Origin of the sequence: Pseudomonas sp. RSB 5.4 (genome assembly GCF_037126175.1) — a bacterium.
Lineage (GTDB): Bacteria > Pseudomonadota > Gammaproteobacteria > Pseudomonadales > Pseudomonadaceae > Aquipseudomonas > Aquipseudomonas fluorescens_H.
Genome location: NZ_CP146986.1, coordinates 2,168,071 through 2,190,727, shown reverse-complemented (window position 1 = coordinate 2,190,727; position 22,657 = coordinate 2,168,071). Strand labels below are relative to the sequence as shown.

Annotated in this window: 24 protein-coding genes; 9 read left to right on the top strand and 15 right to left on the bottom strand. The window is 59.9% G+C overall.

Translation table 11 applies throughout. The annotated features are described in order from the left end of the window. Positions 1-146: 146 nt before the first annotated feature. The 4 genes from V9L13_RS09660 to V9L13_RS09645 all read right to left on the bottom strand — a co-directional run bounded on the left by V9L13_RS09660 (position 147) and on the right by V9L13_RS09645 (position 3,987). On the bottom strand, positions 147-1,094 hold the full coding sequence (locus V9L13_RS09660; protein ID WP_338802353.1) for a DUF2971 domain-containing protein: 948 nt from the start codon (positions 1,092-1,094) through the stop codon (positions 147-149). 208 nt (positions 1,095-1,302) lie between these two features. Then, complete coding sequence (locus V9L13_RS09655; RefSeq protein ID WP_338802352.1) at positions 1,303-2,409, bottom strand: DNA alkylation repair protein; 1,107 nt, start codon at positions 2,407-2,409, stop codon at positions 1,303-1,305. Positions 2,410-2,411: 2 nt separating this feature from the next. Next, entirely contained in the window at positions 2,412-3,017 is a 606-nt protein-coding gene (locus tag V9L13_RS09650; protein WP_134786682.1) for a glutathione S-transferase, read from the bottom strand. 61 nt (positions 3,018-3,078) lie between these two features. Next, positions 3,079-3,987, bottom strand: a complete 909-nt coding sequence (locus V9L13_RS09645; protein ID WP_226500193.1) for a MurR/RpiR family transcriptional regulator — start codon at positions 3,985-3,987, stop codon at positions 3,079-3,081. 570 nt (positions 3,988-4,557) lie between these two features. On the opposite strand from V9L13_RS09645, the gene V9L13_RS09640 reads away from it, so the two are divergent. From V9L13_RS09640 to V9L13_RS09630, 3 genes are all read left to right on the top strand, one after another. After that, positions 4,558-4,962, top strand: coding sequence for a TraR/DksA family transcriptional regulator (locus V9L13_RS09640; protein WP_003225981.1), 405 nt, complete (start codon positions 4,558-4,560; stop codon positions 4,960-4,962). 225 nt (positions 4,963-5,187) lie between these two features. Beyond that, the gene (locus V9L13_RS09635) at positions 5,188-6,792 is read left to right on the top strand and encodes a methyl-accepting chemotaxis protein (RefSeq protein ID WP_338802349.1); all 1,605 of its coding nucleotides are present in this window, start codon (positions 5,188-5,190) and stop codon (positions 6,790-6,792) included. 112 nt (positions 6,793-6,904) lie between these two features. Beyond that, on the top strand, positions 6,905-7,105 hold the full coding sequence (locus V9L13_RS09630) for a hypothetical protein (RefSeq protein WP_003225978.1): 201 nt from the start codon (positions 6,905-6,907) through the stop codon (positions 7,103-7,105). A 6-nt stretch (positions 7,106-7,111) separates the two neighbouring features. Here V9L13_RS09630 and V9L13_RS09625 read toward each other — a convergent pair whose 3' ends face one another. Both V9L13_RS09625 and V9L13_RS09620 read right to left on the bottom strand, forming a co-directional pair. Then, complete coding sequence (locus V9L13_RS09625; protein ID WP_003225976.1) at positions 7,112-7,348, bottom strand: DUF2789 family protein; 237 nt, start codon at positions 7,346-7,348, stop codon at positions 7,112-7,114. 46 nt (positions 7,349-7,394) lie between these two features. After that, positions 7,395-7,670 (bottom strand): hypothetical protein, encoded by a 276-nt coding sequence (locus tag V9L13_RS09620; RefSeq protein WP_338802348.1) that lies wholly within the window; start codon positions 7,668-7,670, stop codon positions 7,395-7,397. A 401-nt stretch (positions 7,671-8,071) separates the two neighbouring features. On the opposite strand from V9L13_RS09620, the gene V9L13_RS09615 reads away from it, so the two are divergent. The 3 genes from V9L13_RS09615 to V9L13_RS09605 all read left to right on the top strand — a co-directional run bounded on the left by V9L13_RS09615 (position 8,072) and on the right by V9L13_RS09605 (position 9,893). After that, complete coding sequence (locus V9L13_RS09615) at positions 8,072-8,542, top strand: hypothetical protein (RefSeq protein ID WP_003225973.1); 471 nt, start codon at positions 8,072-8,074, stop codon at positions 8,540-8,542. An 8-nt stretch (positions 8,543-8,550) separates the two neighbouring features. Continuing rightward, positions 8,551-8,748 carry a hypothetical protein gene (locus tag V9L13_RS09610; RefSeq protein WP_338802347.1) on the top strand — a complete coding sequence of 66 codons (198 nt, stop codon included), beginning with the start codon at positions 8,551-8,553 and terminating at the stop codon, positions 8,746-8,748. A 128-nt stretch (positions 8,749-8,876) separates the two neighbouring features. Further along, positions 8,877-9,893 (top strand): ABC transporter substrate-binding protein, encoded by a 1,017-nt coding sequence (locus V9L13_RS09605; RefSeq protein ID WP_338802346.1) that lies wholly within the window; start codon positions 8,877-8,879, stop codon positions 9,891-9,893. 97 nt (positions 9,894-9,990) lie between these two features. Here the strand turns inward: V9L13_RS09605 and V9L13_RS09600 are convergent, their stop codons facing one another. Beyond that, complete coding sequence (locus V9L13_RS09600; protein WP_338802345.1) at positions 9,991-12,123, bottom strand: TonB-dependent receptor; 2,133 nt, start codon at positions 12,121-12,123, stop codon at positions 9,991-9,993. A gap of 93 nt (positions 12,124-12,216) precedes the next feature. After that, entirely contained in the window at positions 12,217-12,606 is a 390-nt protein-coding gene (locus V9L13_RS09595) for a DUF2946 domain-containing protein (protein ID WP_003225964.1), read from the bottom strand. Between the two features lie 94 nt (positions 12,607-12,700). Here V9L13_RS09595 and V9L13_RS09590 point away from each other — a divergent pair, with 94 nt between their 5' ends. Beyond that, positions 12,701-13,141, top strand: a complete 441-nt coding sequence (locus V9L13_RS09590; RefSeq protein WP_338802343.1) for a DUF3995 domain-containing protein — start codon at positions 12,701-12,703, stop codon at positions 13,139-13,141. A gap of 127 nt (positions 13,142-13,268) precedes the next feature. Here the strand turns inward: V9L13_RS09590 and V9L13_RS09585 are convergent, their stop codons facing one another. The 7 genes from V9L13_RS09585 to V9L13_RS09555 form a co-directional block, all read right to left on the bottom strand. Continuing rightward, positions 13,269-13,631, bottom strand: coding sequence for a Na+/H+ antiporter subunit G (locus V9L13_RS09585; RefSeq protein WP_103521433.1), 363 nt, complete (start codon positions 13,629-13,631; stop codon positions 13,269-13,271). Beyond that, on the bottom strand, positions 13,628-13,906 hold the full coding sequence (locus tag V9L13_RS09580; protein ID WP_003225959.1) for a K+/H+ antiporter subunit F: 279 nt from the start codon (positions 13,904-13,906) through the stop codon (positions 13,628-13,630). Before V9L13_RS09580 ends, V9L13_RS09585 begins: the two co-directional genes overlap by 4 nt. Continuing rightward, positions 13,903-14,391, bottom strand: a complete 489-nt coding sequence (locus V9L13_RS09575) for a Na+/H+ antiporter subunit E (RefSeq protein WP_338802342.1) — start codon at positions 14,389-14,391, stop codon at positions 13,903-13,905. The genes V9L13_RS09580 and V9L13_RS09575 overlap by 4 nt, the downstream gene beginning before the upstream one ends. Continuing rightward, positions 14,388-16,067 carry a monovalent cation/H+ antiporter subunit D gene (locus V9L13_RS09570; protein WP_003225955.1) on the bottom strand — a complete coding sequence of 560 codons (1,680 nt, stop codon included), beginning with the start codon at positions 16,065-16,067 and terminating at the stop codon, positions 14,388-14,390. Before V9L13_RS09570 ends, V9L13_RS09575 begins: the two co-directional genes overlap by 4 nt. Further along, positions 16,064-16,408: a Na+/H+ antiporter subunit C gene (locus tag V9L13_RS09565; RefSeq protein WP_003225953.1), complete on the bottom strand. Its 345-nt coding sequence runs from the start codon at positions 16,406-16,408 to the stop codon at positions 16,064-16,066. The genes V9L13_RS09570 and V9L13_RS09565 overlap by 4 nt, the downstream gene beginning before the upstream one ends. After that, entirely contained in the window at positions 16,408-19,326 is a 2,919-nt protein-coding gene (locus V9L13_RS09560) for a monovalent cation/H+ antiporter subunit A (RefSeq protein WP_338802341.1), read from the bottom strand. Before V9L13_RS09560 ends, V9L13_RS09565 begins: the two co-directional genes overlap by 1 nt. 246 nt (positions 19,327-19,572) lie before the next feature. Next, positions 19,573-20,508, bottom strand: coding sequence for a DMT family transporter (locus tag V9L13_RS09555; protein ID WP_338802340.1), 936 nt, complete (start codon positions 20,506-20,508; stop codon positions 19,573-19,575). A gap of 85 nt (positions 20,509-20,593) precedes the next feature. On the opposite strand from V9L13_RS09555, the gene V9L13_RS09550 reads away from it, so the two are divergent. Beyond that, the gene (locus tag V9L13_RS09550; protein ID WP_338802339.1) at positions 20,594-21,157 is read left to right on the top strand and encodes an XRE family transcriptional regulator; all 564 of its coding nucleotides are present in this window, start codon (positions 20,594-20,596) and stop codon (positions 21,155-21,157) included. Position 21,158: 1 nt separating this feature from the next. Next, a complete protein-coding gene (locus V9L13_RS09545; protein WP_338802338.1) occupies positions 21,159-22,553 on the top strand; it encodes an FAD/NAD(P)-binding protein in 1,395 nt (464 codons plus the stop codon). The last annotated feature ends 104 nt before the right edge of the window (positions 22,554-22,657 follow it).

The window sequence follows — 22,657 nt, the reverse complement described above, 5'->3', positions numbered from 1 at the left end:
GTTGGCTCAATACGATATGAGTCGCCCTTGAATTTTCGTTTGTTGAGTGACCGTTTCAGGCCGAAAGAAGCCGCATAAGCTCGGCGACTTTCGGCTAATCATTTACCCTGAAAAAATGAGCAAACAGAACGCGAGGCCTCAAGCTTCTACTTCTTACCAATTTCACGGAAGTTGGCTATGTACTGCTCGAGTATCCCGGCGCGCTCAAGCATTCGAAATGAATTTCTATACGCTGCATTTTTCTTATGGCTTTCATCGATGCGACACCATGAGCAAATTTTCGAATCCATACTGGTCACAGGCTCCTTACATGAGCTGCACCGTTCACTCTTTGGGGCTATTTCCCTGCCGTCAAAGATGTGGGTTTGGAGATTTTCATCTAAGAAGAAAGGGGTCGTTGAACTTTTGCCAATATGTTTTTCATAATAGTTGCACCCTATAGATTCTGAAATTTCTTTTACTTTGTTTTTTAGTTCTTGAGATGCTTTTGCGCCTACAACAAAAGATGTTATGAGGTTTGCTGGGAAATATAATAGCATCAGGTTTTCATTTATCTTTTCGATGCATTTCTCATCAATAATTAGACGTCTTTCCTGTTCATAGCTCCAGCAGGTTTGTTTTGTGTAGTAAGCGGCGCTGCCTATTGCTTGCTGGAGCCATCCAATATGTCTAGGCTTGGAAATCACATATGCGCGTTCCAGCATATCCTGCATGCCTTCGTAAGGCGTTTCTCGATAGTCAATGTCACCGAAACTTGGATCTGAATCTTTTGATTTGAGCCACTCATCAAGTGCTGCTTCATTAATTTCTGCCAGAAATCCTTGAGAATTTGACGCGTAGTGCGCCCACATCGGAGTTACTAAGGGCGATTTTGAAAAGCAAGTAACTGGTTGCTGTGTCACCATGGAAATCATTTCGTTGTAGTATGCTAGAATCTCCGGCTCTTGATTGTAGTCGATGGTTAAGAAAAATTCGAATGGGTCGTTATAGTCTTTTAGGTAGGAAAATTTTAGACTGCAATTGCCATTTGATAGTAGAAGCTTGTCAGCTATTTCTGGACCCATGTACTTATATAAATTTTTGTTGTCTTCCATGATTTATTTGGCCTCGACTTTTATATGCTGTGAATTTGTTTGCAGTGTAAGGATGCCAGCTCTACACATCGAAAGTGAAGAAAGATTTCGTTACCGAATCCCTTGGAATATGGCTTTATCCAGATGATTGCTTCTGGCCGAAAGCAGCCCCATCCGTAATTCCCTATCAGCCCGAGCACTGCCAGATCAACGGAATCTATTACCGGTATCAATCAGCAACGATCTCAAACGCAGCACTCCCCAAAACCTCCCCATTAACCATAACCCTCACCCCATGCCGCCCCAAAAAATGCTTCCGCGTCGTAAAATCCCTAATCACCTGTCGCCTCCCCACAACCACTTCCCCAAATCCCGCCAACTCCACCGTCTTCAACTTGAAAACCTTCCCCGAAACCCCGCCATTCGCCTTCACATAGTCAATCGCATAATCAATCACCAACCGTTGCTCATGCGCCACTGTCGACTTCAACGTAAACGACAACCTAATCGCCTCACCCAACCTCACCACCGCCGGCTCAACCCGCACATCCAGCAACTCAACCTCTGCCTTGGCCCCCGCGCCAATCACCGTCAGCGCGCGCAGGTCGCCCTGTTTGATCAAGCTGCGCAGCGCATGCTTTGCAATCCACGCCGTGTGTTTGTTCTCCAGTGGCCAGCCTTCAATCGTGTCCAGCACCCATTCCGGATGCTCTTTGGTCACGTCGTTCAGATGATTCGCCACGGATTTGCGTACGTACAGACTCTCGTCGGCCTTCAACCGATCAAGGATTCCGGCGGCCAGTTGCGGGTTGGCTTGCACGGCTTCCAGGCGGAATGACCAGGGCAGGCGGGGGCGAGTGCCTTCGCTGGCGAGGCGGCGGACGTGGTGGTTTTGGTCTTGGGTCCAGTCGTGCATGAGTTCCAGCGAGCGTTCGAGGTCGCTGCGCAGGAAGTGGCGGATGGCGAATTCGGAGGAGCCGAAGGTGGTGAAGTATTTCAGTGCTTGCATGGAGGTATCGAACGCGTGGCTGCCGTAGCTGGCGACGTAGTGCGGCAGGCACATGCTGACGAATCCGCTGTTGAGGCGGGGGGCGAGTTCGCGCAGGACTTCGAGGGAATCTTCGTAGTCCAGTGGCAGCACGGCGTGCAGGCTTTCGCTGACGCGGGCCATGCGTTGCATCACCGACAATTCCGCCAGCCCTTGGTTGGCGTGTTTGAGAAACGCCTTGGCCTTGAACGCCGGGTACACGGCGCTCATTTCGTTGGCCATGTGTTGCAGGCGTTCGGCGTTGAAGATTTCCTTTAACGCCGGGGCGGCGGTGTCGGTGGAGCTCATGGTCATGTCATCGGGGTGCTGACGAACGCTTCGAGGGTTTCGGCGTACGCGGTGTATTGGGCGATGTGCGGGTAGCGGCGGGTGTCGATCTGGTCGGGGACGACGAGGTCGGTGAAACTCCACGCCACGGCGAGGCTGATGCCGGCCTGGGTGAGGGTGCCGTCGGTGGGCAGGCCGGTTTTTTCCAGTTCCTGTTCGAGGGCGGTGAAGGCAGCGGCGAGTTGGCCTTCGACGCGCTCGACCCACGGTTGGTATTGAATGTCGGCCGGTCGCAGGTTGCGTTCGTAGTAGAGCTGCACGGCTTTTTCGCAGGCGGCGAGGCTGAGGCCGATCAGGCGCAGGGCGTGGGCGCGTTGTTTGAGATCGGTCGGTAGCAGGCTTTTGCCGCTGGCGGCTTCGAGGTAGTCGAGGATGAGGGTGGAGTCCATCAGGACCACGCCGTCATCGAGGATCAGTGTGGGCGCCTTGACCACCGGGTTGATCTGCTGGAATTGCTCGAAGTGGCGGAATACCGAGACCGATTCATGTTCGAGGTCGATGCCGAGGCGTTTGGCGGAGATCGCCACGCGGCGCACGTAAGGGGAGTCCAGCATGCCGATCAGTTTCATGACGCGTTCCTTCAAGTCGAACCGGTGGGAAGGCATAACCTAGCCGAGCCTGAGGCAAATGTCAGTCGTCAAAACCGGCTTGTTCGTGAATCTCATCCACATTCAATTCCAGCCGATACGCCACCGCCACAAACAGCGCCTGACACAAACACAAGGTCGCACTCAGCGAACGGAACGCCAGTGCGCTGCCCTCATTCACCAGCAACAGGCTGTTGGCGTTTTTAGCCAAAGGCGAGAGCTGGCTGTCGGTGAGGATCAGCGTGTTGGCCTGTTGCTGGCGGGCGTAACGCAGGCAGTGTTGGGTTTCCTTGGCGTAGGGGGTGAAGCTGATGGCGATCACCAAATCACCACTACGCACGCTGCGCATCTGCTCGCGATAACTGCCGCCCAGCCCGGAAACCAGATGAATCCGCTTGTGAGTGTGTTGCAAGTTGTAAACGAGGTAGTCGGCGACGGCGAAGGAGCGGCGCACGCCGACCACATAGATGTTGTCGGCGTTGACGATCAGGTCGACGGCTTTCTCGAACGCGACGTCGTCGAGTTCGCGGCCCAGGCGTTCGATGCCGGAGCGGGTGGCGTCGATGCATTCGCGGGCGAGGTCGCCGTCGCTGGCCGGCTGCGACTGGTTGGCGATCATGCTGCGGATGCGTTGCTGGTAGTTCTGCACTGGCGAGGCTTTATGGGTGTAGGCGCTGCGGAACAGCGCCTGCATTTGGCTGAAGCCGCTGAAGCCGAAGCGCTGCGAGAAGCGCACGATGGCGGACGGATGCACCTCGCATTCGCGGGCGATGTCGCTGATGCGGTCGACCATGATCCGGTCGCTTTGCTGGCTCATGTAGCTGGCGATGCGCTTGAGTTGGCGCGGCAGGGTGTCGTATTCGTCGGTGATCAGTTGCAGCAGACGCTCGGCATTGATCGGGGGGCTGGCGAGGGGGCGCTCGTCGTTGGCCGGCAGATCGGGGCGGGGCATAAGTTATCCTTCGGGCTGATCAAATCACACTGTGGCGAGGGAGCTTGCTCCCGCTGGACTGCGAAGCAGGCCCACTGCTTTTTAAAGTTGAAGAGCAAGGGCCGCTTCGGGCCCCAGCGGGACGGTGCGACGATTCGACGAGCTCCCTCGCCACAGTTATTTGCGGTGTGCCTGATGATAGGCGGGGTGCGGGCAGTTGGCAGGGAAGATTTTCGGCGTCTGCGCAGCTGAAACGATGCACTGCACGGGCGGCATGGCTGAAAAAATGCGACCAACTGCCGCTCGGTTAGCCGTTTGTCTTCTATATACAGCCGCTCGACTGAATTTCTTGCTATAAACGCACTCCGATGACCGCCACGAAGCCTGTGTCAGAGCTGTTTACGGCTGTTGTCGGACAAATTCCCGGTATTTAGAGTTGCTGAGGCCTCAAACGGGCCTTAGACTGCCGCCCCTTCGTAAATTGAGTGCCGGGTGGCGTTTGCAATAAACGATGCCTTTTCGTCGACCGGACACGGTTCGCCGGAACGCTCCCTATTTCGCCTTAATGCACGTTTTTTTATAGAGATATCAATGACAAAGGACAAGTTGCTGGCGATGCCGGCAGATGACTACATGAATGCCGAGCAACACGCTTTCTTCACTGAGCTGTTGCAGAACATGAAAGTCGAAACCCACGAGCGCATTGAGCAAAACCGTATCGCCATCGAAAGCCTGGACACTCCGGCCGACCCGGCGGACGCGGCTTCGGTTGAAGAAGAGCGCACCTGGCTGGTCAACGCGATTGATCGCGACCAGCGCATGCTGCCGCAACTGGAACAAGCCCTTGAGCGCATCAAGGAAGACAGTTTTGGCTGGTGCGACGACAGCGGCGAGGCCATCGGCCTGAAGCGCCTGCTGATCAGCCCGACCACCAAGTACTGCATCGAAGCTCAAGAGCGTCACGAGCAGATCGACAAGCACCAGCGTCAGGCCTGATTCCATGGCTGCTCCCTGAATGGGGGGCGCCTGCAAAAGATCGCAGCCTTCGGCAGCTCCTACACGAGCTGACGGGGCTGCGATCTTTGCATTTGTTCGTCTGCGATATTTCGCGCGCCGTTCCTTTGACCTGCTGCAGACCCCACGACTAACGGACCATGGATAATGGCGTTCTAGTGGCGTTTAATGCAGTCACAACAATGAGAACAAGCGTGGGGTGTTGATATGACGAGAGATGGATCTCTGGTTGGGGCTATGCCCGCACCAGTGCTGTTGCCGAAAAACCGCTGGATCGCTCCGACCCTGCAAAGCATCGCCCTGATGCTGTTGCTCGCCGGCATGACGCTGGGTGGATGGTCGCTGTACATCGGCATGCCGCTGGCGATGCTGATTGTTTGGCTACCGCGCCTGCGCTCGCGTGCCATTCCCGATGTTGTGCCTGCCGAGACCGGTAGCGCGATTTCCGAACTCACCCGCGATCTTTCCCACACCACCAGTCATAACGCGCTGTCAGCCGCCGGCGTGGCGTTTTCCGTCAAGCAACTGGCGAGCAAACTGGAATCGCAACTCGACGCGGCGGCGCAGATTGTCAGCAACGCCGAAGTGATGATCGCCACCGAACACGCCACCTCACAGCTCAGCCGTGAAGCGCTGGAGGCTGCCAGCGAAGCGCATCACAGCAGCGCGGCCGGGCGCACTGAACTGGTGGAATCGATTGCGCGTATGCATCAACTCAGTCAACGCGCCAATGCCAGCCGTGAGTTGATCGAGGCCCTGAGTCTGCGCAGCGATGACATTCAGCGCGTAACCCTGGTGATTCAATCCATCGCCAGCCAGACCAATCTGCTGGCGTTGAACGCGGCGATTGAAGCGGCGCGGGCGGGCGAGCATGGTCGTGGTTTTGCGGTGGTGGCGGATGAGGTGCGTGGTCTGGCGGCCCGGACGGCCTCGGCGACCGACGAAGTCGGGGAGATGGTCGCCGATATTCAGCAACGCACGGCGCAAGTGGTGGAGCAGATCCGCGAGCTGTCCAGCGATTTGCAGACCGGTGTCGAACAAGTTGAAAACACCGGCCAGCATTTGGAAAATATCGCGCGGCTGGCGGCCGGGGTGGAAACCCAGGTCGGTGAAATCGCCCGTGGCGCAGAAACCAACCGTGAGCAGCTCGACAGTCTGTTCAAGGCCATTGAGCAGATGCGCAGTGATCTGGCGATCAGCGATCAACAGACCCGGCGCCTGGCCGAGGCCGCCGTACAGATGGAAGGCCAGGCGGAAACCATCAGCGAGCGTCTGGCCGAAGTTGGTCTGGATGACTATCACCAGCGCGTCTATGACCTGGCGCGTGAAGGCGCGAGTCAGATTGCGGCGCGGTTCGAGGCGGATGTCGAGCAGGGGCGAATCAGCCTCGATGATCTGTTCGACCGCCAGTATCAACCGATTCCCGGGACGCAACCGGCGAAGTTTCAGACCCGTTTCGATCACTATACCGATCAGGTGCTGCCGGCGATCCAGGAGCCGTTGCTGCCACGCCACGAGGGCTTGGTGTTCGCCATCGCCTGCACGCAGCAGGGTTATGTGCCGACGCACAACCTGGCGTTCAGTCAGCCGTTGACTGGCGACGTGCAGGTGGACGCGGTGGGCAACCGCACCAAACGCAAGTTCGCCGATCGCACCGGGATTCGCTGCGGCAGCCATCAACAAGCGGTGTTGCTGCAGACTTACACCCGCGATACCGGGGAGTTGATGCATGACCTGTCGGTGCCCATCATGGTCAAGGGGCGGCATTGGGGCGGTCTGCGTTTGGGATATAAGCCGGAAAGTCCGCGCTGATCGATTGTTACCGCTCGTGCAATGAATCTGTGCACGGGCGTTGCTGTTTCCTCTGCGACGAAGTCACTAACATTGCTATTAGTTAGGTAGCTAATGAAGTCGAGAGGTCAGTATGTGCAGAGTCGATGTCGCAGTGATGATTGGCAGTGGTGTGCCCGCCGGATTGCGCGCGATGGGCCGCAGCGTCTGCTGGGTGGTGTTGCTCAACGGTGAGCGGCGTGGCACCGCGTTCGCCAGTCGCGACGAGGCGGAGGAGTGCAAGGCTGCCTGGCTCGCGCAACTGATGGCCGAGCCTGGCGACAGCCTGCACTGACATGTATTAACGGCCGTCGTGCAGGCGTACGTTCAATTCATCGACCATCACCGCTTCTTCGCCGTCGGCGCGCAGCCATTCCTTCAGAAGCTGCGCCTGTTGCGGCGTCCAGAAGTCCGCATCGATCAACTTGGTGTTGGCGTCCAGCGGATGCGCTTCGATGAAATCGTCGATTGCTCCGTCTTCCGATGGCAGGCCCAGTTGGTCGAACAGGGTTTTCAAATCATATGCTGGCAGTTCCATCGTGTACTCCTTTTGCGTGTGCCGGAATGGCGCTGTCGCTTGCTCTTTATCTGAGGCAGCCGTTGGACAAGAGTTCGATTCGTGATTCAAGCGAGCGGGCGAGGGCGCACGCTTCGTTATGGTCTTCGCGGAAACCTCTTACACGTCCGGTAGACGATTCCTTGATATGAAAGAACGCGTTACCCGCCGGTATTACCTGAAATCGCGGCGCGTAAGCGCTTTGTGCGTAGGGTGCAAGGTCCGGTAAGTCAGCGCCTTGCAGCACGAAAGGTTGATCGATACCGGGGTTGGAAGGCTGGGCAAAGTGAGTCAGAGTGCACATATGAAGTCCTTTTCATGGGGTAGCCGACGGTTACAGGTCGGTTTGGGTAGTCGGAAGGAGCATCGCTGCTCTAGAATCGCCAGTGCCTGTTGGCGACAGGTGTCTATCTAAAGCAATTTTTTACCGGTGATATGTCGGAAAAAGGCTTTTTTTCGTCAGCTTTTTCCCTAAAGTTTGTAGTCCGTCTTCACTACGCTTAAGTGAGGACTTTTCCTTCAAGGCCTGGCGAACGTCGAGCCAAGTTTCTCGCGTGACTTTCCAGTAGTCTTGCGAGCTCGCGATGAATGGGCGTTCTGCTTGTTTCAGGTTTACTGAAGTCATTCGGTAACAGCATCGGCCTGGCCGTTTTTTTGCCGTGCGCGTTTTGGCGCAGGGTACTTTTCAGATGTGGGGATGTTTCTTTGGCAGTCAGTAATCTCGATATGCATGCTTTGTTCGTGTTGGGTGATTTGCGTGCAAAGCTGGTCAAGCAGTTTCAATCGCGTTTTGTTTACATCACCGAACAGAACGCCGAAGGCATTTATGTGGCCGAGATCGACACCGAAAGTGCGTTGGTAGTCGATGACAAACCGGGGCTCAAGCTCAAGGTCGGCGATCATTTCAGCGCTGCCGTTCTGCCCAGCCGTGAAGGCGGCAAGATGGATATTCGCTTTCGCGAAATCAAACTGACGGTGTATGGCCTGGGCGACTATGCCTTTGTCGATACCGCGGACGGACACGCGATCCTGTTCAAGGAAGGCCATAGCGTGGTGACGGTGTTTGCCGCGCATCAGCAATTGCAGGAAGGCCTGACCAAGACCCTGAAAGCCGTGACCGGTAAAGCGGCGAAGTGGCGCAAGGGCGAACTGATCACGTTCAAGGCCAGCGAGTGAGCGGTGGTTTGAGTCGCGCCGACTTCCATTCGCAGAACCTCGACCGCGCGCGTGAAGAGGCCTTGCGGCTGTTTCAGGCCAAAGCCGAGTTGCAGGGCGCGTGGCTGAACTGGGTGGCTGCGCAGATCTACGCCTTGCGGCCTGCGGAATACGCCAGCATGGTCAGACGCGAGCTGCAAAGCTTGCAGGAAAAGTCTGAAACATAACCTCGTCGGGAACCGGTCCCGGAAAAAGCAGGAACCTCGGCTACAGTCAGTTGACTGAGTATTCAGAGGCTTGCGGTCTTCTGCCAGGCCATCCTGCTATTGCTGTGAACAGCACGAGGTGCAAAAGCATGAAAGGATTTCGACGGTTACTGGCCGCCAGCGTGGTCACGTTCGGTGTGCTGACATCGGCGCAACCGGTGACGGCGGCGCAAACGCCCATCCATTTTGCCGACCTGAACTGGGAAAGCGGCAGCCTGATCACCGATGTTCTGCGGATCATCGTCGAGAAGGGCTATGGCCTGCCGACCGATACGCTGCCGGGCACCACCATCACCCTGGAAACCGCTCTGGCCAACAATGACATTCAGGTCATTGGCGAAGAGTGGGCCGGGCGCAGTCCGGTGTGGGTCAAGGCCGAAGCCGAGGGCAAGGTCGCCAGCCTGGGGGATACAGTCAAGGGTGCCACTGAAGGCTGGTGGGTGCCGGAATACGTGATCAAGGGCGATCCGGCCAAGGGCATCAAGCCCATGGCCCCGGACTTGCGCAGCGTCAATGACCTGAAGAAATACAAGGACGTGTTCGCTGATCCCGAGAACCCGAGCAAAGGGCGTTTCCTCAACAGCCCGATTGGCTGGACCTCGGAAGTGGTGAACAAACAGAAACTGACCGCTTACGGCCTGCAGGACGATTACACCAATTTCCGCAGTGGATCGGGTGCGGCGCTGGACGCCGAAATCACCTCATCGATTCGTCGGGGCAAACCGGTGCTGTTCTATTACTGGTCGCCGACGCCGCTGCTTGGCAAATTCAAACTGGTGCAGCTGGAGGAGCCACCGTTCGATGCCGAGGCGTGGAAGACGTTGACCGATGCCGACAACCCCAATCCGAAACCGACCCGTTCGCTGGCGTCGAAGCTGTCGATCGGGGTCTCTGCACCGTTCCAGAAAGAGTATCCGCAGATCGCGGCTTTCTTCAGCAAGGTGGATTTACCTATCGAGCCGCTGAACAAGGCGCTGGCCGAGATGAGCGAGAAGCACACCGCGCCACGCCAGGCGGCGGAAGCGTTCATGAAGGCGCATCCGGAGGTGTGGCAGGCGTGGGTGCCGAAGGATGTGGCGGAGAAGGTGGCGGCTGATCTGAAGTAGGTGGTGAGTCCGCTGGCCTCTTCGCGAGCAAGCCCGCTCCCACAGGAGGACGCGTTCCAATTGTGGGAGCGGGCTTGCTCGCGAAGCTTTTACGCTTTTAAAACTTCGTCTGCACCGCCAATTCAAAGGTGCGCGGCGTACCCAGATAGTACGCCGGCGAAACATGCGCAAACTCGGCATACACCTCATTGGTCAGATTACGCACCCGACCGGTGACGGTGGTTTGCGAGTCGACCTTATAGCTGAGGAAACTGCCGAACAGCGTGTACGACGGCACGGTCATGGTGTTCGCCGTATCCGCATACACCGACGCCACATACCGTGCATCGACCCCACCTTGCCATTGCGGCGAAAAATCATAAGTCAGCCACAGATTGCCGACCCGGTCCGGAACGTTGGTTGGCGTGTTGCCCTTGCGCGACACCACTACGCCGGCGGCATTCTTTTCGGTGAAGTCGTCGTACTGCGCATCGACCCAGGCGAAGTTGCCTTCGGCCATCAGCTTGTCGGTGATCCGCAGGGAACTGGCGATCTCGATGCCTTTCGAGGTTTGCTGACCCACCGGGATGCTGCTGGTCGGGTCCATCGGATCAGTCACAGCAAAGTCTTTGCGCTCGATGGTGTAGGCGGCAACCGTCGCCGAGCCACGGCCATCCAGGTAGTCGAACTTGCTACCGATTTCCCACTGCTTGCCGGTTGAAACATCGAAGTCCTGGGTGCCATTCGGCTGCTCGGCGGCGGTGCTGTATTGCACGTAGACGTTGGCGGATGGAATGAACTGGTAGGTCAAGCCGACGCGCCCGGTGACCGGCTCCCAGCTGCGCTTGAGGTGTTTGGGGTTGGCGGCTGTCACGGTGCGATGGTTGGTCACGTCGAGGTCGATATCGTCGTAACGCAGGCCGGTGAGCAACGCCAGTTTGTCGGTCAGTGCCAGGCGGTTTTCCACGAACAGCGCCTTGGTGGTGACCTCGTTGGTCTTGTCGCTGATCAGTGTCGGGTTGGTGCCGGGAATATCGTAGAAATGCCCCGGACGGTAGTTGTTCGGGTCGACCGAGCTTGCGCCTTTGATATTCAGCGGCGAGTTGGTGGTCTGGTTGACCTTGTACTCGAAACCGCCGGACCAGGTGGTGTCGAGGCCGAACAGGGTGTTGTCGTGGCGCAGTTCGAACTGGTTGCCGTTCTGCTCGCCCTGATGCCGTACTTGATAGGCGGTGGAGCGGTTCACCGCGCTGTTGTCAGCGTTGTACTGGTAGGTCTCGAGATTGCGGTAATCGCGCTGGCTGTCGAGGTGATACAGCGTGTTGCGCAGGGTGGTGCTGTCGTTGATCCGGTAGTCGATGATCGAGCGCACCCAGATCGTGCGCTGTTCGTAGCGCCCGTCCTCGACGTTGTAGTTGTTGAAGCGGTTGTGTTTGTCGATCTTCAACTCGCCGGCCTTGGGGTTGAGCACCGGCGTGCCCCAGTACGGGCTGTCTTCGTGTTCGTCCTGATATTCCAGGGCCAGGGTGTGCGACAGATCCGGCGTGAGGTCGCTGAGCAACGAAAACGCCACGCTCCAGGCATCGCGTTCCTGGCGGTCGATGTAGCCGTTGCTGGTGTTGTGGCTGACATCGAGCCGCGCGTAGTGCTGCACGTCGGCGCTCGGGTCGGTCAGCGCGTGATTGAGGCCGAGCGCGGTTTCGGTGGTGTCGTAACTGCCGTAGCTGACGCGACCTTCAGCGGCTTGTTCGTCGCGAGTTGCCAGTTTGGTCAAGTAGTTCAGTGAACCCCCCACCGAGCCTGCGCCGTTGATCAGTGACGAAGGCCCGCCCACCAGCTCGACCCGATCATAGATCCATGAATCCACCGGCCGGGCGAGGCCGCCAGAGACGGTGACGCCGTTGAACATCTGGGTGATCTGGCTGCTGGTGAAGCCGCGGTAGGAGACGAATCCGCCAAAGCCTGGCGGTGCGCTGGCATTGACCCCGGGCAGGGTATTGGCGGCGTCCTGGAAGTTTTGCGCGCCGTGGCGTTCGATGTCGTTGCGGTTGGCGACGGCCACCGAGGCCGGGGTGTCGCGCACGTTGAGGCCGAGGCGCGAGGCCATGCCGCTGGATTGATCGAGGCTCAGGCCCGGTTCGCTGGTGGATTCGCCGTCGATGGTGATCGGCGCCAGATCCACGGTGGATTGCGCCCAAGCGTTAAGGGACAGGCAGCCGCACAGGCTCGCCAGCAGAGGAATGTGTTTCATCGTTGAATCCTGAATGCTTGTCTAGGAATCAGCGCACAGGCAAACGCCGCGCGTTGGCGCAGTGGGCTGAAAAAATCAAAAAGGCAAAGACACTCAGGCGAGCGGCGGGGCGCGAGGGTTGGCCGAAGGCCAGGTGAAGCGGGCGGGGAGGTCGGCGCTGACGATGGGTGCCAGCGGCGGGCTGTGTTGCTCGGGCAGAACCGCGAGGGTCAGGCTGGAGTTGAATGCCGGGCCCATGCCGCCGCCGACCGAGCACAGCGGACAGCCGAACGCCTTGGACAGGGTCGGCAGTTGCTCTTCGGTGGGATTGCTGGCCAGCGGCGCTTGAGTGGCCGGGTCGACCGTACAGAACTGGCCGCCGATACCGTTGAGCTGCATTCCGACCATTTGCCCGTGACCGATGCTGCAGGCGAACACGTTGAACAGGACGCAGCAATAGAGCATCCAGGCCAGCAGTGAGCGATCGGAACGGGTGAATTTCATGGGGCGGCACTTTACCGTACCGCCGATCGGTCGTGCACTTCAAAAAATGCCAACTAGGATGTTTTGTTCAAATCCCTGGAAAGGATTCTCGACCATGACCTTTGTGTTGGCTCAATGGCTGGTGACGATATTTGCAGTGATCGCCCTGGTACATGTGTATTGGGCGCTGGGTGGGCAATGGGCGGCGGTAGCGGCGGTACCGCAAGTGCCGGTGCAAGGTCTGGTGGCAACGGTGCGACCGGCGTTCAAACCGTCAGGCTGGATTACCTTGGTGGTGGCGGCAGCATTATTGGCGATTGCCGCGCTGGTATGCATGCGGGTCGGCTGGGGCATGCCGGCGGTGCACCACAAGGCGTTGCAATGGGTGATCAGTGCGATTGCATTGTTGATGTTTGCCCGGGCGATTGGTGATTCGAATCTGGTGGGGTTTTTCAAAGAGGTGAAGGATTCGCGGTTTGCGCGGCTGGATACCTGGGTGTATTCGCCGTTGTGCCTAGTGTTGGGGGCGGGGTTGTTGGCGGTGGCTTGGATCTGACCCGGTTCATGGGTTGGCAGCACCGGCCTCTTCGCGAGCAAGCCCGCTCCCACAGGGGAAATGCATTCCAAATGTGGGAGCGGGCTTGCTCGCGAAGAGGCCCGCTCAGACACCATAGGTGTAGAAACTAACTACCGCTCTCGGTCCTGCGACTACTCACCTCAGCCGGCACATCATCCCCCGCCATTCGCTTGCGGAACAATGCCGCCCGCGCCAGCAGCAGCGTGGTCACCGGTACGGTAATCGCCAGCAGAATCGGAATCAGCCACGCGTGCAACACTGGCCCGGACTTGAGCACCGAGAAGCAGATGATCGATGCCAGCGCCACACACCAGGCGCCCAGCGTCGAGGCCAGCGCCGGCGGGTGCATGCGCTGGAAGTAATCCTTCATGCGCAGCAATCCGGTCGCGCCAATCAGCGCAAACACTCCGCTGAGCACCAGCAGGATCGCCACCGGAATCTCGACCCACAGCGACAATTCAGCATTCATTCGATCACCTCGCCACGCAGCAGGAATTTCGCCAGGGCAAACGAGCCGACGAAGCCGAACAGCGCGATCAGCAGCGCCGCCTCGAAGTAAGTGTCACTGGAATAACGAATGCCCAACGTCAGCATCATCAGCATGGCGACGATGTACAGGTAATCCAGAGCGAGTACCCGATCCTGTGCCGAAGGCCCCTTGAACAGGCGAATCAAGGTCAGGACCATCGCCAGCGAGAATAGAAACAGCGTCAGCAGAATCGCGTTCGACAGCAGCGGGCTCATTCGAAAATCTCCATCAACGGCTGCTCGTAGGCAGTCTTGAAGTGGTGGATGAAGTGCGCCTCGTCATCCAGATCCCAAACGTGCAGCAGCAGGATGCTGCGATCCAACGCCAGCTCCGACCACACGGTGCCGGGCACCACGGTGCAGATCATCGCCAGAGCGGCCAGACCGTGGGCGTCGCGCAGGTCCAGCGGCACTTTGACGAAGCGCGAACGCGGCGGCCGACGACCGGCGTTGAGCACGCCCCAGGCGACGATCAGGTTGGATAGGATCACGTCACGACCGACCAGCAGGAACAGGCGCAGGATCGTCAGCGGGCGGCGAATGCGTACCTGTTTCGGACGCAGCTTGCGCATCATCAGCGGTGCCGCGAACCCCAGTATTGCACCGAGCAGCAGATTGCCCGGGCTGACAGACAGGTTCAGCGTGAGCCACAAGACCCACAGTGCCAGTGACAGCCACGGCGCCGGAAATATACGCTTCATGGTTGCACCTCCAGCATCGCCGCCTTGGCTTCAGGGCTTGGCACGGCGCGAGTGCCGAGCACCGCCATCACGTATTGCTGCGGATTGTTCAAGGCGTCGGCGGTGGCCTGGGTGTAGCGCAGCAATGGCTCGGCCTTGAAGGTCAGTGCAATGCTCAGCCCCAGCAACAGGAAGATCGGCGCACATTCCAGCTTGCGCAGCAGCGGCGAAGGGCGCTCTTCGGGTGTCCAGAAACGCTGGATACCCATACGGGCGAATGCCATCAGTGAGGCCAGTCCGGAGAGGATCAGCAGGGCCAGCAACGCCCATGCGGCATTCGAGATTGGAGCATCAGTCCCCAGCCCCAACGGATTGAGCAGGGCACCGATCAGGTTGAGCTTGCCGATGAACCCGGACAGCGGCGGCATGCCGATGATCAACAGCGCGCAGGCAATGAAGCTCAAACCGAGAAACGCCATGGTCCACGGAATGACCTGACCGACCACCGCTTTCTGTTCGTCGTCGAGGTTGATGCCCTTGGGCGGTTGCAAGGATTCCTGCGGACGTGGCAACAACTCGTTTTCGTCCTCCAGCGGGATTTCGTTGGCCGAACGCGAACGCTCAATCAGTTCGGCCAACAGGAACAGTGCGCTCAGGGCCAGGGTCGAGCTGACCAGATAGAACAGCGCTGCGCCGATCAGGTTCGGCTGGGCGAAACCTACCGCCGACAGGAGAATCCCCGCCGACACCAGAATGCTCAGGCTGGCCATGCGCTCCAGACGTTGCGCGGCCAGAATCGCCAGCGCCGCGCAGGCCATGGTCGCCATGCCGCCGTAGATCAGCCAGTCACCACCGAAGAATGCCGAAGCCCCGGCTTGCCCGGAGAACAGCAGCGTCCACAGGCGCAGCAGGGTGTAGACGCCGACCTTGGTCATGATCGCGAACATCGCCGCCACCGGTGCGCTCGCCGAGGAGTAGGCCGGCACCAGCCAGAAGTTCAGCGGCCACATGCCGGCCTTGGCCAGGAACGCCACGGCGAGAATCCCCGCGCCGGCGTGCAGCAAGCCACGGTCGGCTTCCGGCACCAGTGGAATCTTCAGCGCCAGATCGGCCATGTTCAGGGTGCCGGTGACGCCATAGATCAGCGCCGCGCCAATCAGGAACAGCGACGAGGCCAGCAGGTTGATCGAGATGTAATGCAGCCCCGACGACACCCGCGCCCGACCCGAGCCGTGCAGCAACAGGCCATAGGAGGCGGCGAGCAGCACTTCGAAGAACACGAACAGGTTGAACAGGTCGGCGGTGAGGAACGCGCCGTACAGGCCCATCAGTTGAATCTGGAACAGCGCGTGGAAGCTCGACCCCGCGCCGTCCCAGCGCGCCATGGCAAACAGCAGGGCGCTGACGCCGATGATGCCGGTCAGCACCAGCATCAACGCCGACAGGCGATCGACCACCAGCACGATGCCGAACGGCGCCTGCCAGTTGCCCGGCAGGTACACGCCGATGGAACCGGGCACACCGGTGGTTTGCGTCCACTGCAGCAGCATCACCGAAATGAACAGGCCGACGAGGCTGGAGAACAGATTGATTTTCGCCTTCAGCGGGCGGTGCTTTTCGCCGAGCATCAACATGATGGCGGCGGTCAGCAGCGGCAGCAGGATCGGTGCGGCGATCAGGTGAGTCATCGCCATCATTCCTTGGGCTCCCGGCCGTCGACGTGGTCGGTGCCGGTCAGGCCCCGCGACGCCAGCAACACCACCAGGAACAGCGCGGTCATGGCGAAGCTGATGACGATTGCCGTCAGCACCAAGGCCTGTGGCAGCGGATCGGTGTAGTGCAGCAGGTCCTGGGTCACGCCGTCCTTGATCACCGGCTCTTTACCGATGAACAGGCTGCCCATGCTGAAGATGAACAGGTTGACCGCGTAGGACAACAGGCACAGGCCCATGACCACCTGGAATGTCCGTGGCCGCAACACCAGCCAGACACCGGACGCGGCGAGTACGCCGATGGCGATTGCGATGACTTCTTCCATCAGACGGCTCCTTTGCTGGCGACGGACTTGGGCAGCGACGCGGTCTTGTGACCACGCACCGATTGGTGGGCGAGCGCGGTCAGAATCAGCAGCGTCGAGCCGACCACTACGGCGTACACGCCGATATCGAAGAACAGCGCACTGGCGATATGGATCTCGCCCAGCAGCGGCAAGGCGAAATGCCAGGTGTGGGTGGTCAGGAACGGATAGCCGACCGCCATCGCCCCGAGACCGGTGGCGGTGGCAAACAGCAGGCCGGTGCCCATCCAGCGCAGCGGTCGCAGGCTCATTTGCGCCTCGACCCACTGGGTGCCAGCGACCATGTACTGCAGGATGAACGCCACTGACATCACCAATCCGGCGACGAAACCGCCGCCCGGCTGGTTGTGGCCGCGCATGAACAGGTAGAACGACACCACCAGCGCAATCGGCAGCAACAGGCGCACCAGCACTGCCGGCACCATCATGAAACCGAGCGCGGTGTCGCTGGCTGTACGCGGGTTGACCAGATCGGTGACCACGTCCGGCGCGAGCAAGCGTTGCTGGGCCGGCAATTGCAGGCTTTCTTTCGGCGGACGGAAGCGCCGCAGCAGGGCGAACACGGTCAGTGCCACGGCCACCAGCACGGTGATCTCACCGAGCGTGTCGAAGCCGCGGAAGTCCACCAGCATCACGTTGACCACGTTGCTGCCACCGCCCTCGGGCATGGCACGGCTGAGGTAGAACGAGGAAATGTCGTTGGGCGTCTGCCGCGTCAGCATGGCGTAGGACAGCAGTGCCATGCCGGCGCCGACGGCGATCGACAGCAGCAAGTCGCGCAAGCGGCGCACCCGGGCCTTGCGCAGGCTCGATGGCAGTGGCGAGACTTCTTCGATGCGTCGTGGCAGCCAGCGCAGGCCGAGCAGGATCAGCACCGTGGTCACCACTTCCACCGCCAGTTGCGTCAGGGCCAGATCCGGCGCCGAAAACCAGACGAAGGTCACGCAGGTCATCAGCCCGCAGACGCTGACCATGGTCAGGGCGGCGAGACGGTGATACTTGGCCTGCCATGCCGCGCCGAGGGCGCAGGCAATCGCCAGCAGCCACAGGGTGACGAACACGATGGAGCCCGGAATCTTCGGCCGGTCGCCCCAGCTCAGGCTGCTGTGCAACATCGGGATCAGGCCGGCGAGCACTGCCGCCAGGACCATCAGGAACAGTTGCATCTGCAGGCGTCGGGTGCCGAGTCGGCGTTCTACCCGACGGGCCATGCGCATCATGATCACCAGACTGCGCTCGAACAGGCGCTTGCCGTTGAAACGGCCCACCAGCGGCGGGTATTTGAAGCGTCCACGTTTGAGCTGGTTGCGCAACAGCAGATAGACCACGATGCCGCCGGACATGGCGATCAGGCTCATGATCATCGGTGCATTCAGACCGTGCCAGATCGCCAGGCTGTACTCCGGCAGCGTGCCACCCACCACCGGCAGCGCGGCGGCCGCGAGCAGCGGGCCGACCACTTGGGCCGGGAAGATCCCGACGACCAGACAGGTGAACACCAGCAGCTCCACCGGCGCACGCATCCAGCGCGGCGGTTCGTGCGGGGTGTGCGGCAGGTCGGTAGCCGTCGGGCCGAAGAACACATCGACGGTGAAGCGCAGCGAGTAGGCGACGCTGAATGTGCCAGCGATGGTTGCGACAATCGGCAGTGCTGCTTCGACCCACGCGGTTGCGTTGATGAACACGGTTTCGGCGAAGAACATTTCTTTCGAGAGGAAACCGTTGAGCAACGGCACGCCGGCCATCGATGCACTGGCAACCATCGCCAACGTGGCGGTGAACGGAATCAGTTTGATCAGGCCGCTGAGTTTGCGGATGTCACGGGTGCCGCTCTCGTGGTCGATGATCCCGGCGGCCATGAACAGCGAGGCCTTGAAGGTCGCGTGGTTGAGAATGTGGAACACCGCAGCGACCGCCGCCAGTGGGCTGTTCAGACCCAGCAGCAAGGTGATCAAGCCCAGATGGCTGATGGTCGAGTAGGCCAGCAGACCCTTGAGGTCGTTCTGGAACATTGCGCAGTAGGCGCCGAGCAACAACGTACACGCACCGGCGCCGCTGACAATGTAGAACCACTCTTCACTGCCGGACAGCGACGGCCACAGGCGCGCGAGCAGGAACACCCCGGCCTTGACCATGGTCGCCGAGTGCAGATAAGCCGAAACCGGGGTGGGCGCCGCCATGGCGTGCGGCAGCCAGAAGTGGAAAGGGAACTGGGCGCTTTTGCTGAGGGCGCCGATGAGGATGAGGGGAAGCAGAATAGGGTAGAGGGCATGTGCGCGAATCTGATCGCCGGCGGCCAGGACCTTGTCCAGGTCATAGCTGCCGACGACATGGCCGAGGATCATGACCCCCGCCAGCAGGCACAATCCTCCCGCACCGGTGACCATTAGCGCCATATAGGCGCCACGCCGGGCGTCAGAACGGTGGTGCCAGTAGCCAATCAACAGGAACGAGAAGAGGCTGGTCAGCTCCCAGAAGAACACGATCTGGATCAGGTTGCCGGAGATCACCAGCCCGAGCATCGCACCCATGAACGCCAGGAAGAAGGCGAAGAAGCGCGGCACCGGGTCGTCCGGTGACATGTAATAACGCGCATATAAAGAGACGAGTGCGCCGATGCCCAGCACCAGCAGCGAGAACAGCCAGGCGAAGCCGTCCATGCGCAGGACGAAGTTCAGACCCAGGCTGGGCAGCCACATGAACTCTTCACGAATCACCCCGCCGTGGGCGATTTGCGGGTACAACAGCGCAACCTGCACGGTGCCGATCAAAGCGACCAGACCTGCCAACAGGGATTCGGTATTACGCGCGTTGTGTGGCAGCACCGCTGCCAGACAGCTGCCAATGAATGGCAGAAGCAGTAGAACTATCAGGGACATAGGCTTCTAATCTGCGGAAGTTTGTGAAGCATCATACGTGCCAGCTCCCTGATTACCAAACCCGAGGATGTCTCAGAATCCTACAAAGTAGTCTGAAAAATTTGGTTTGGCATTGTTTCAGGGGGAGGGATGTTGTGACGGATGGACCTTTCGCGAGCAAGCCCGCTCCCACATTTGAAATACATTTCAAGGTGGGAGCGGGCTTGCTCGCGAAAGCGATGGGTCAGGCACTCAAGATATTGCGGATCAGCCTTGGGTCTCCCGCTCCAGCTCAACGTCCACTTCGACAACCTTACCCTTGGTCTTCAACTCACTGACAATCACCGCCGCGACAATCAACCCCGCGCCAACCAAGGCAATCGCCGGCAAGCGCTCCCCGGCGATTCGCCCGACGATCCCGGCCCATACCGGCTCACCGGCATAGATCAATGTTGCACGAGTCGGCGAAACACTCTTCTGTGCCCAGTTCATCGCCACCTGAATCGCCGCACTCGCTGCGCCGAGGCCCAGTGCGGTCACCAGCAAGGTCCAGGAAAAATCCGGAAGCGCTTCGCCGGTCGGCACCACCAGCAGGAACGACAGCACAGAGGTCACCGCCAGTTGCACCACGGTCACCCGGCGCACGTCGACCTGACCGGCGTAGGTACTGATCAGAATGATCTCGGCGGCAATCGCGATGGCGCTGATCAGCGTGGCGATTTCTCCGGGGCTGAAATTCAGCGAAGCCCCGGACGGACCGGACAACAGCATCAACCCGGTAAACGCCAGCATGATGCCGATGCTTGGCATCAACCCCGGACGACGGCCCAGCACCAGCCATTGCAGCAACGGCACGAAGGGCACGTACAGCGCGGTGATGAATGCCGACTGGCTGCTCGGGATCGTTTGCAGGCCAACCGTCTGCAAGCCGTAACCAAGCATGATCGCCACGCCGATGAAGGCGCCGGCCTTGAGCTCGAACAGGGTCAGTTCACGCAAGTGACGCCAGGAGAACAGCGCGACGATGCAAGCCGCCGCCGCAAAGCGCAGGCCGACGAAGAACATCGGGCCGCTGACGGTCATAGCGTGTTGCACCAGCAGGAACGTGCCGCCCCAGACCATGGTGATCAGCACCAGCACGCACTCGGCCTTGCTGAAGCGGGAGAAGCGGATAGGGGTGGAGGAACCGTTCACTGACGTCATGACCTTGCGCACTATAAAAGGCAGGACGCACAATGCGCCCAACGTTGCGCAGTATACTGCCCAACCCCACCGAGTGAGCAATATAGTGCACAAAGATTCCAGCCAACGGGCGTCCGTCCTGCAACACGTCAGTCATAACGTCCGGCGCCTGCGCCACGCTGCCGACATGAGCCAGACCGCGCTGGCGGAAAAGTCCGGCGTCAGTCGGCGCATGCTGGTGGCGATCGAGGCCGGGGAAAAGAATGTCAGCCTGACCACCCTCGACCGGGTCGCCGAAGCGCTCGACGTAGCGTTCAGCGACCTGATCCAGGCCCCCGACGCGCGCGATACCAGCCGCATCAACGAGGTGGCGTGGGCCGGAGTGATTCCCGGCAGCAAAGCGGTGTTGTTGTCCAAGGCCACCGCCACCCGTGAAGTCGAACAGTGGGAATGGTGCCTGCAACCGGGTGAGATTTATCCTTCGCAACCAGACGCCGATGGCTGGAGCGAACAGATTTACGTGTTCGAAGGTTGCTTGACGTTAACGGTTGGCGACGTGGCCAACACCATTTCCGCCGGTGAGTTTTTCATGTTTGCCAGCAACCAGCCGCACGGCTATCGCAATGACGGAGCGGTCGCGGTGCGGTTTGTGCGCAATGTGGTGATTTGAAATGAATCAGAACGCAGACATCCTGATCATCGGCGGTGGCCTCAGCGGCACGATGCTGGCCGTGCAATTGCTGCGACTGCCCGGCCAACGCAAGATTCTGGTCATTGAACCACGCGCCGAGCTCGGCCGTGGCGAAGCCTACAGCGCCGTCGAGCTTGGCCACACGCTCAACGGCAATGCGGCGCGCATGAGTGTCGACCCGGACAACCCGGATGATCTGACTCAATGGCTGACCGCGCACATTGCCGCTGGCGGCTGGCCGCAATCTGCCGAGCAGAACGTGCCGATCAGTGAGCTGTTCCCGCCACGCGGATTGTTTGGCGTGTATGTGCAGCAGCGTCTGGCCGAAGCGCGGGTCGTTGGTGCGCAGCACGGTTCGACGGTCGAGCACATCTGCGCCGAAGCCATCGATTTGCAAACCGATGCCGACTCGGTGCAACTGAGCTTGAGCATTGGGCAGACGCTGCGCGGTGCTCGCGCCGTGCTCGCCACGGGCATGTTCCCCGCCGCTCGCACGCCGCAGAAACAATCCAGCGGCCTGAATGCCGCAGCGCTTGATCCGTGGGATGTTGCGGCCATGCGCCAGCTCGATCCGCAATCGACCGTGCTGATCATCGGCTCCGGCCTGACCATGGTTGATGCGGTGGTTTCGCTTGAGCAGGCCGGGCATCGCGGGCCGATCGAAGTGTTTTCCCGTCATGGACTGTTGCCCCATGTGCGTCGACAACCGCCGGCGTGGGTGGATTTCCTCGCCGAGGATCAGAGCATTCGCACGCCGCGACAGTTGTTGCGCGAGCTACGTCGGCATTGTCGTGAGGCGATCGTCCAAGGCATCGACTGGCAGGCGCCGCTGGACACGGTGCGGGCGCACATCGGACGGCTGTGGAGTCAGGCGACTGACGTGCAGCGTCGACAATTCGTACGTCATGTACGGCCGTGGTGGGAGAGTCATCATCACCGTTCGCCACCGTTGAGTGCGGCATTGGTGGAGCGCTTGCACAACGAGGGGCGGTTGCGGATTCAGGCGGCGTCGTTCAAGGGGCTTGAGCCGGTGGCGGGCGAGGGTGTGAGTATTCGGATTCGGCGTCGGGGCGAGGTGGAAACCTGTGTGGTACAGGGTGCAGCGCTGATCAATTCCAGCGGCATCGAGTACGACTGGCGCCGCGTCGCGCGACCGCTGCCGCAGCAATTGTTGGCGCGCGGGCTGGTGCGTCCGGGGCCGTTGGCCTTGGGGATTGCGGCGGCGGTGGACGGTGCGGTGCTGGACGCTGAAGGGCAGGCCGGCAGCCGATTGTTCGCGATGGGGCCACCGTTGCGCGGGATGTGGTGGGAGAGCACGGCGGTGACAGATGTGGCATTGCAGGCGAAGGCGCTGGCGGCGCGGCTGGTGGAATGAAAGCAGACCGGCTGCACAGATCCCTGTAGGAGTGAGCCTGCTCGCGATAGCGTTGGGTCAGTCACCTCATTGCTGAAGGGGCTGACGCTATCGCGAGCAGGCTC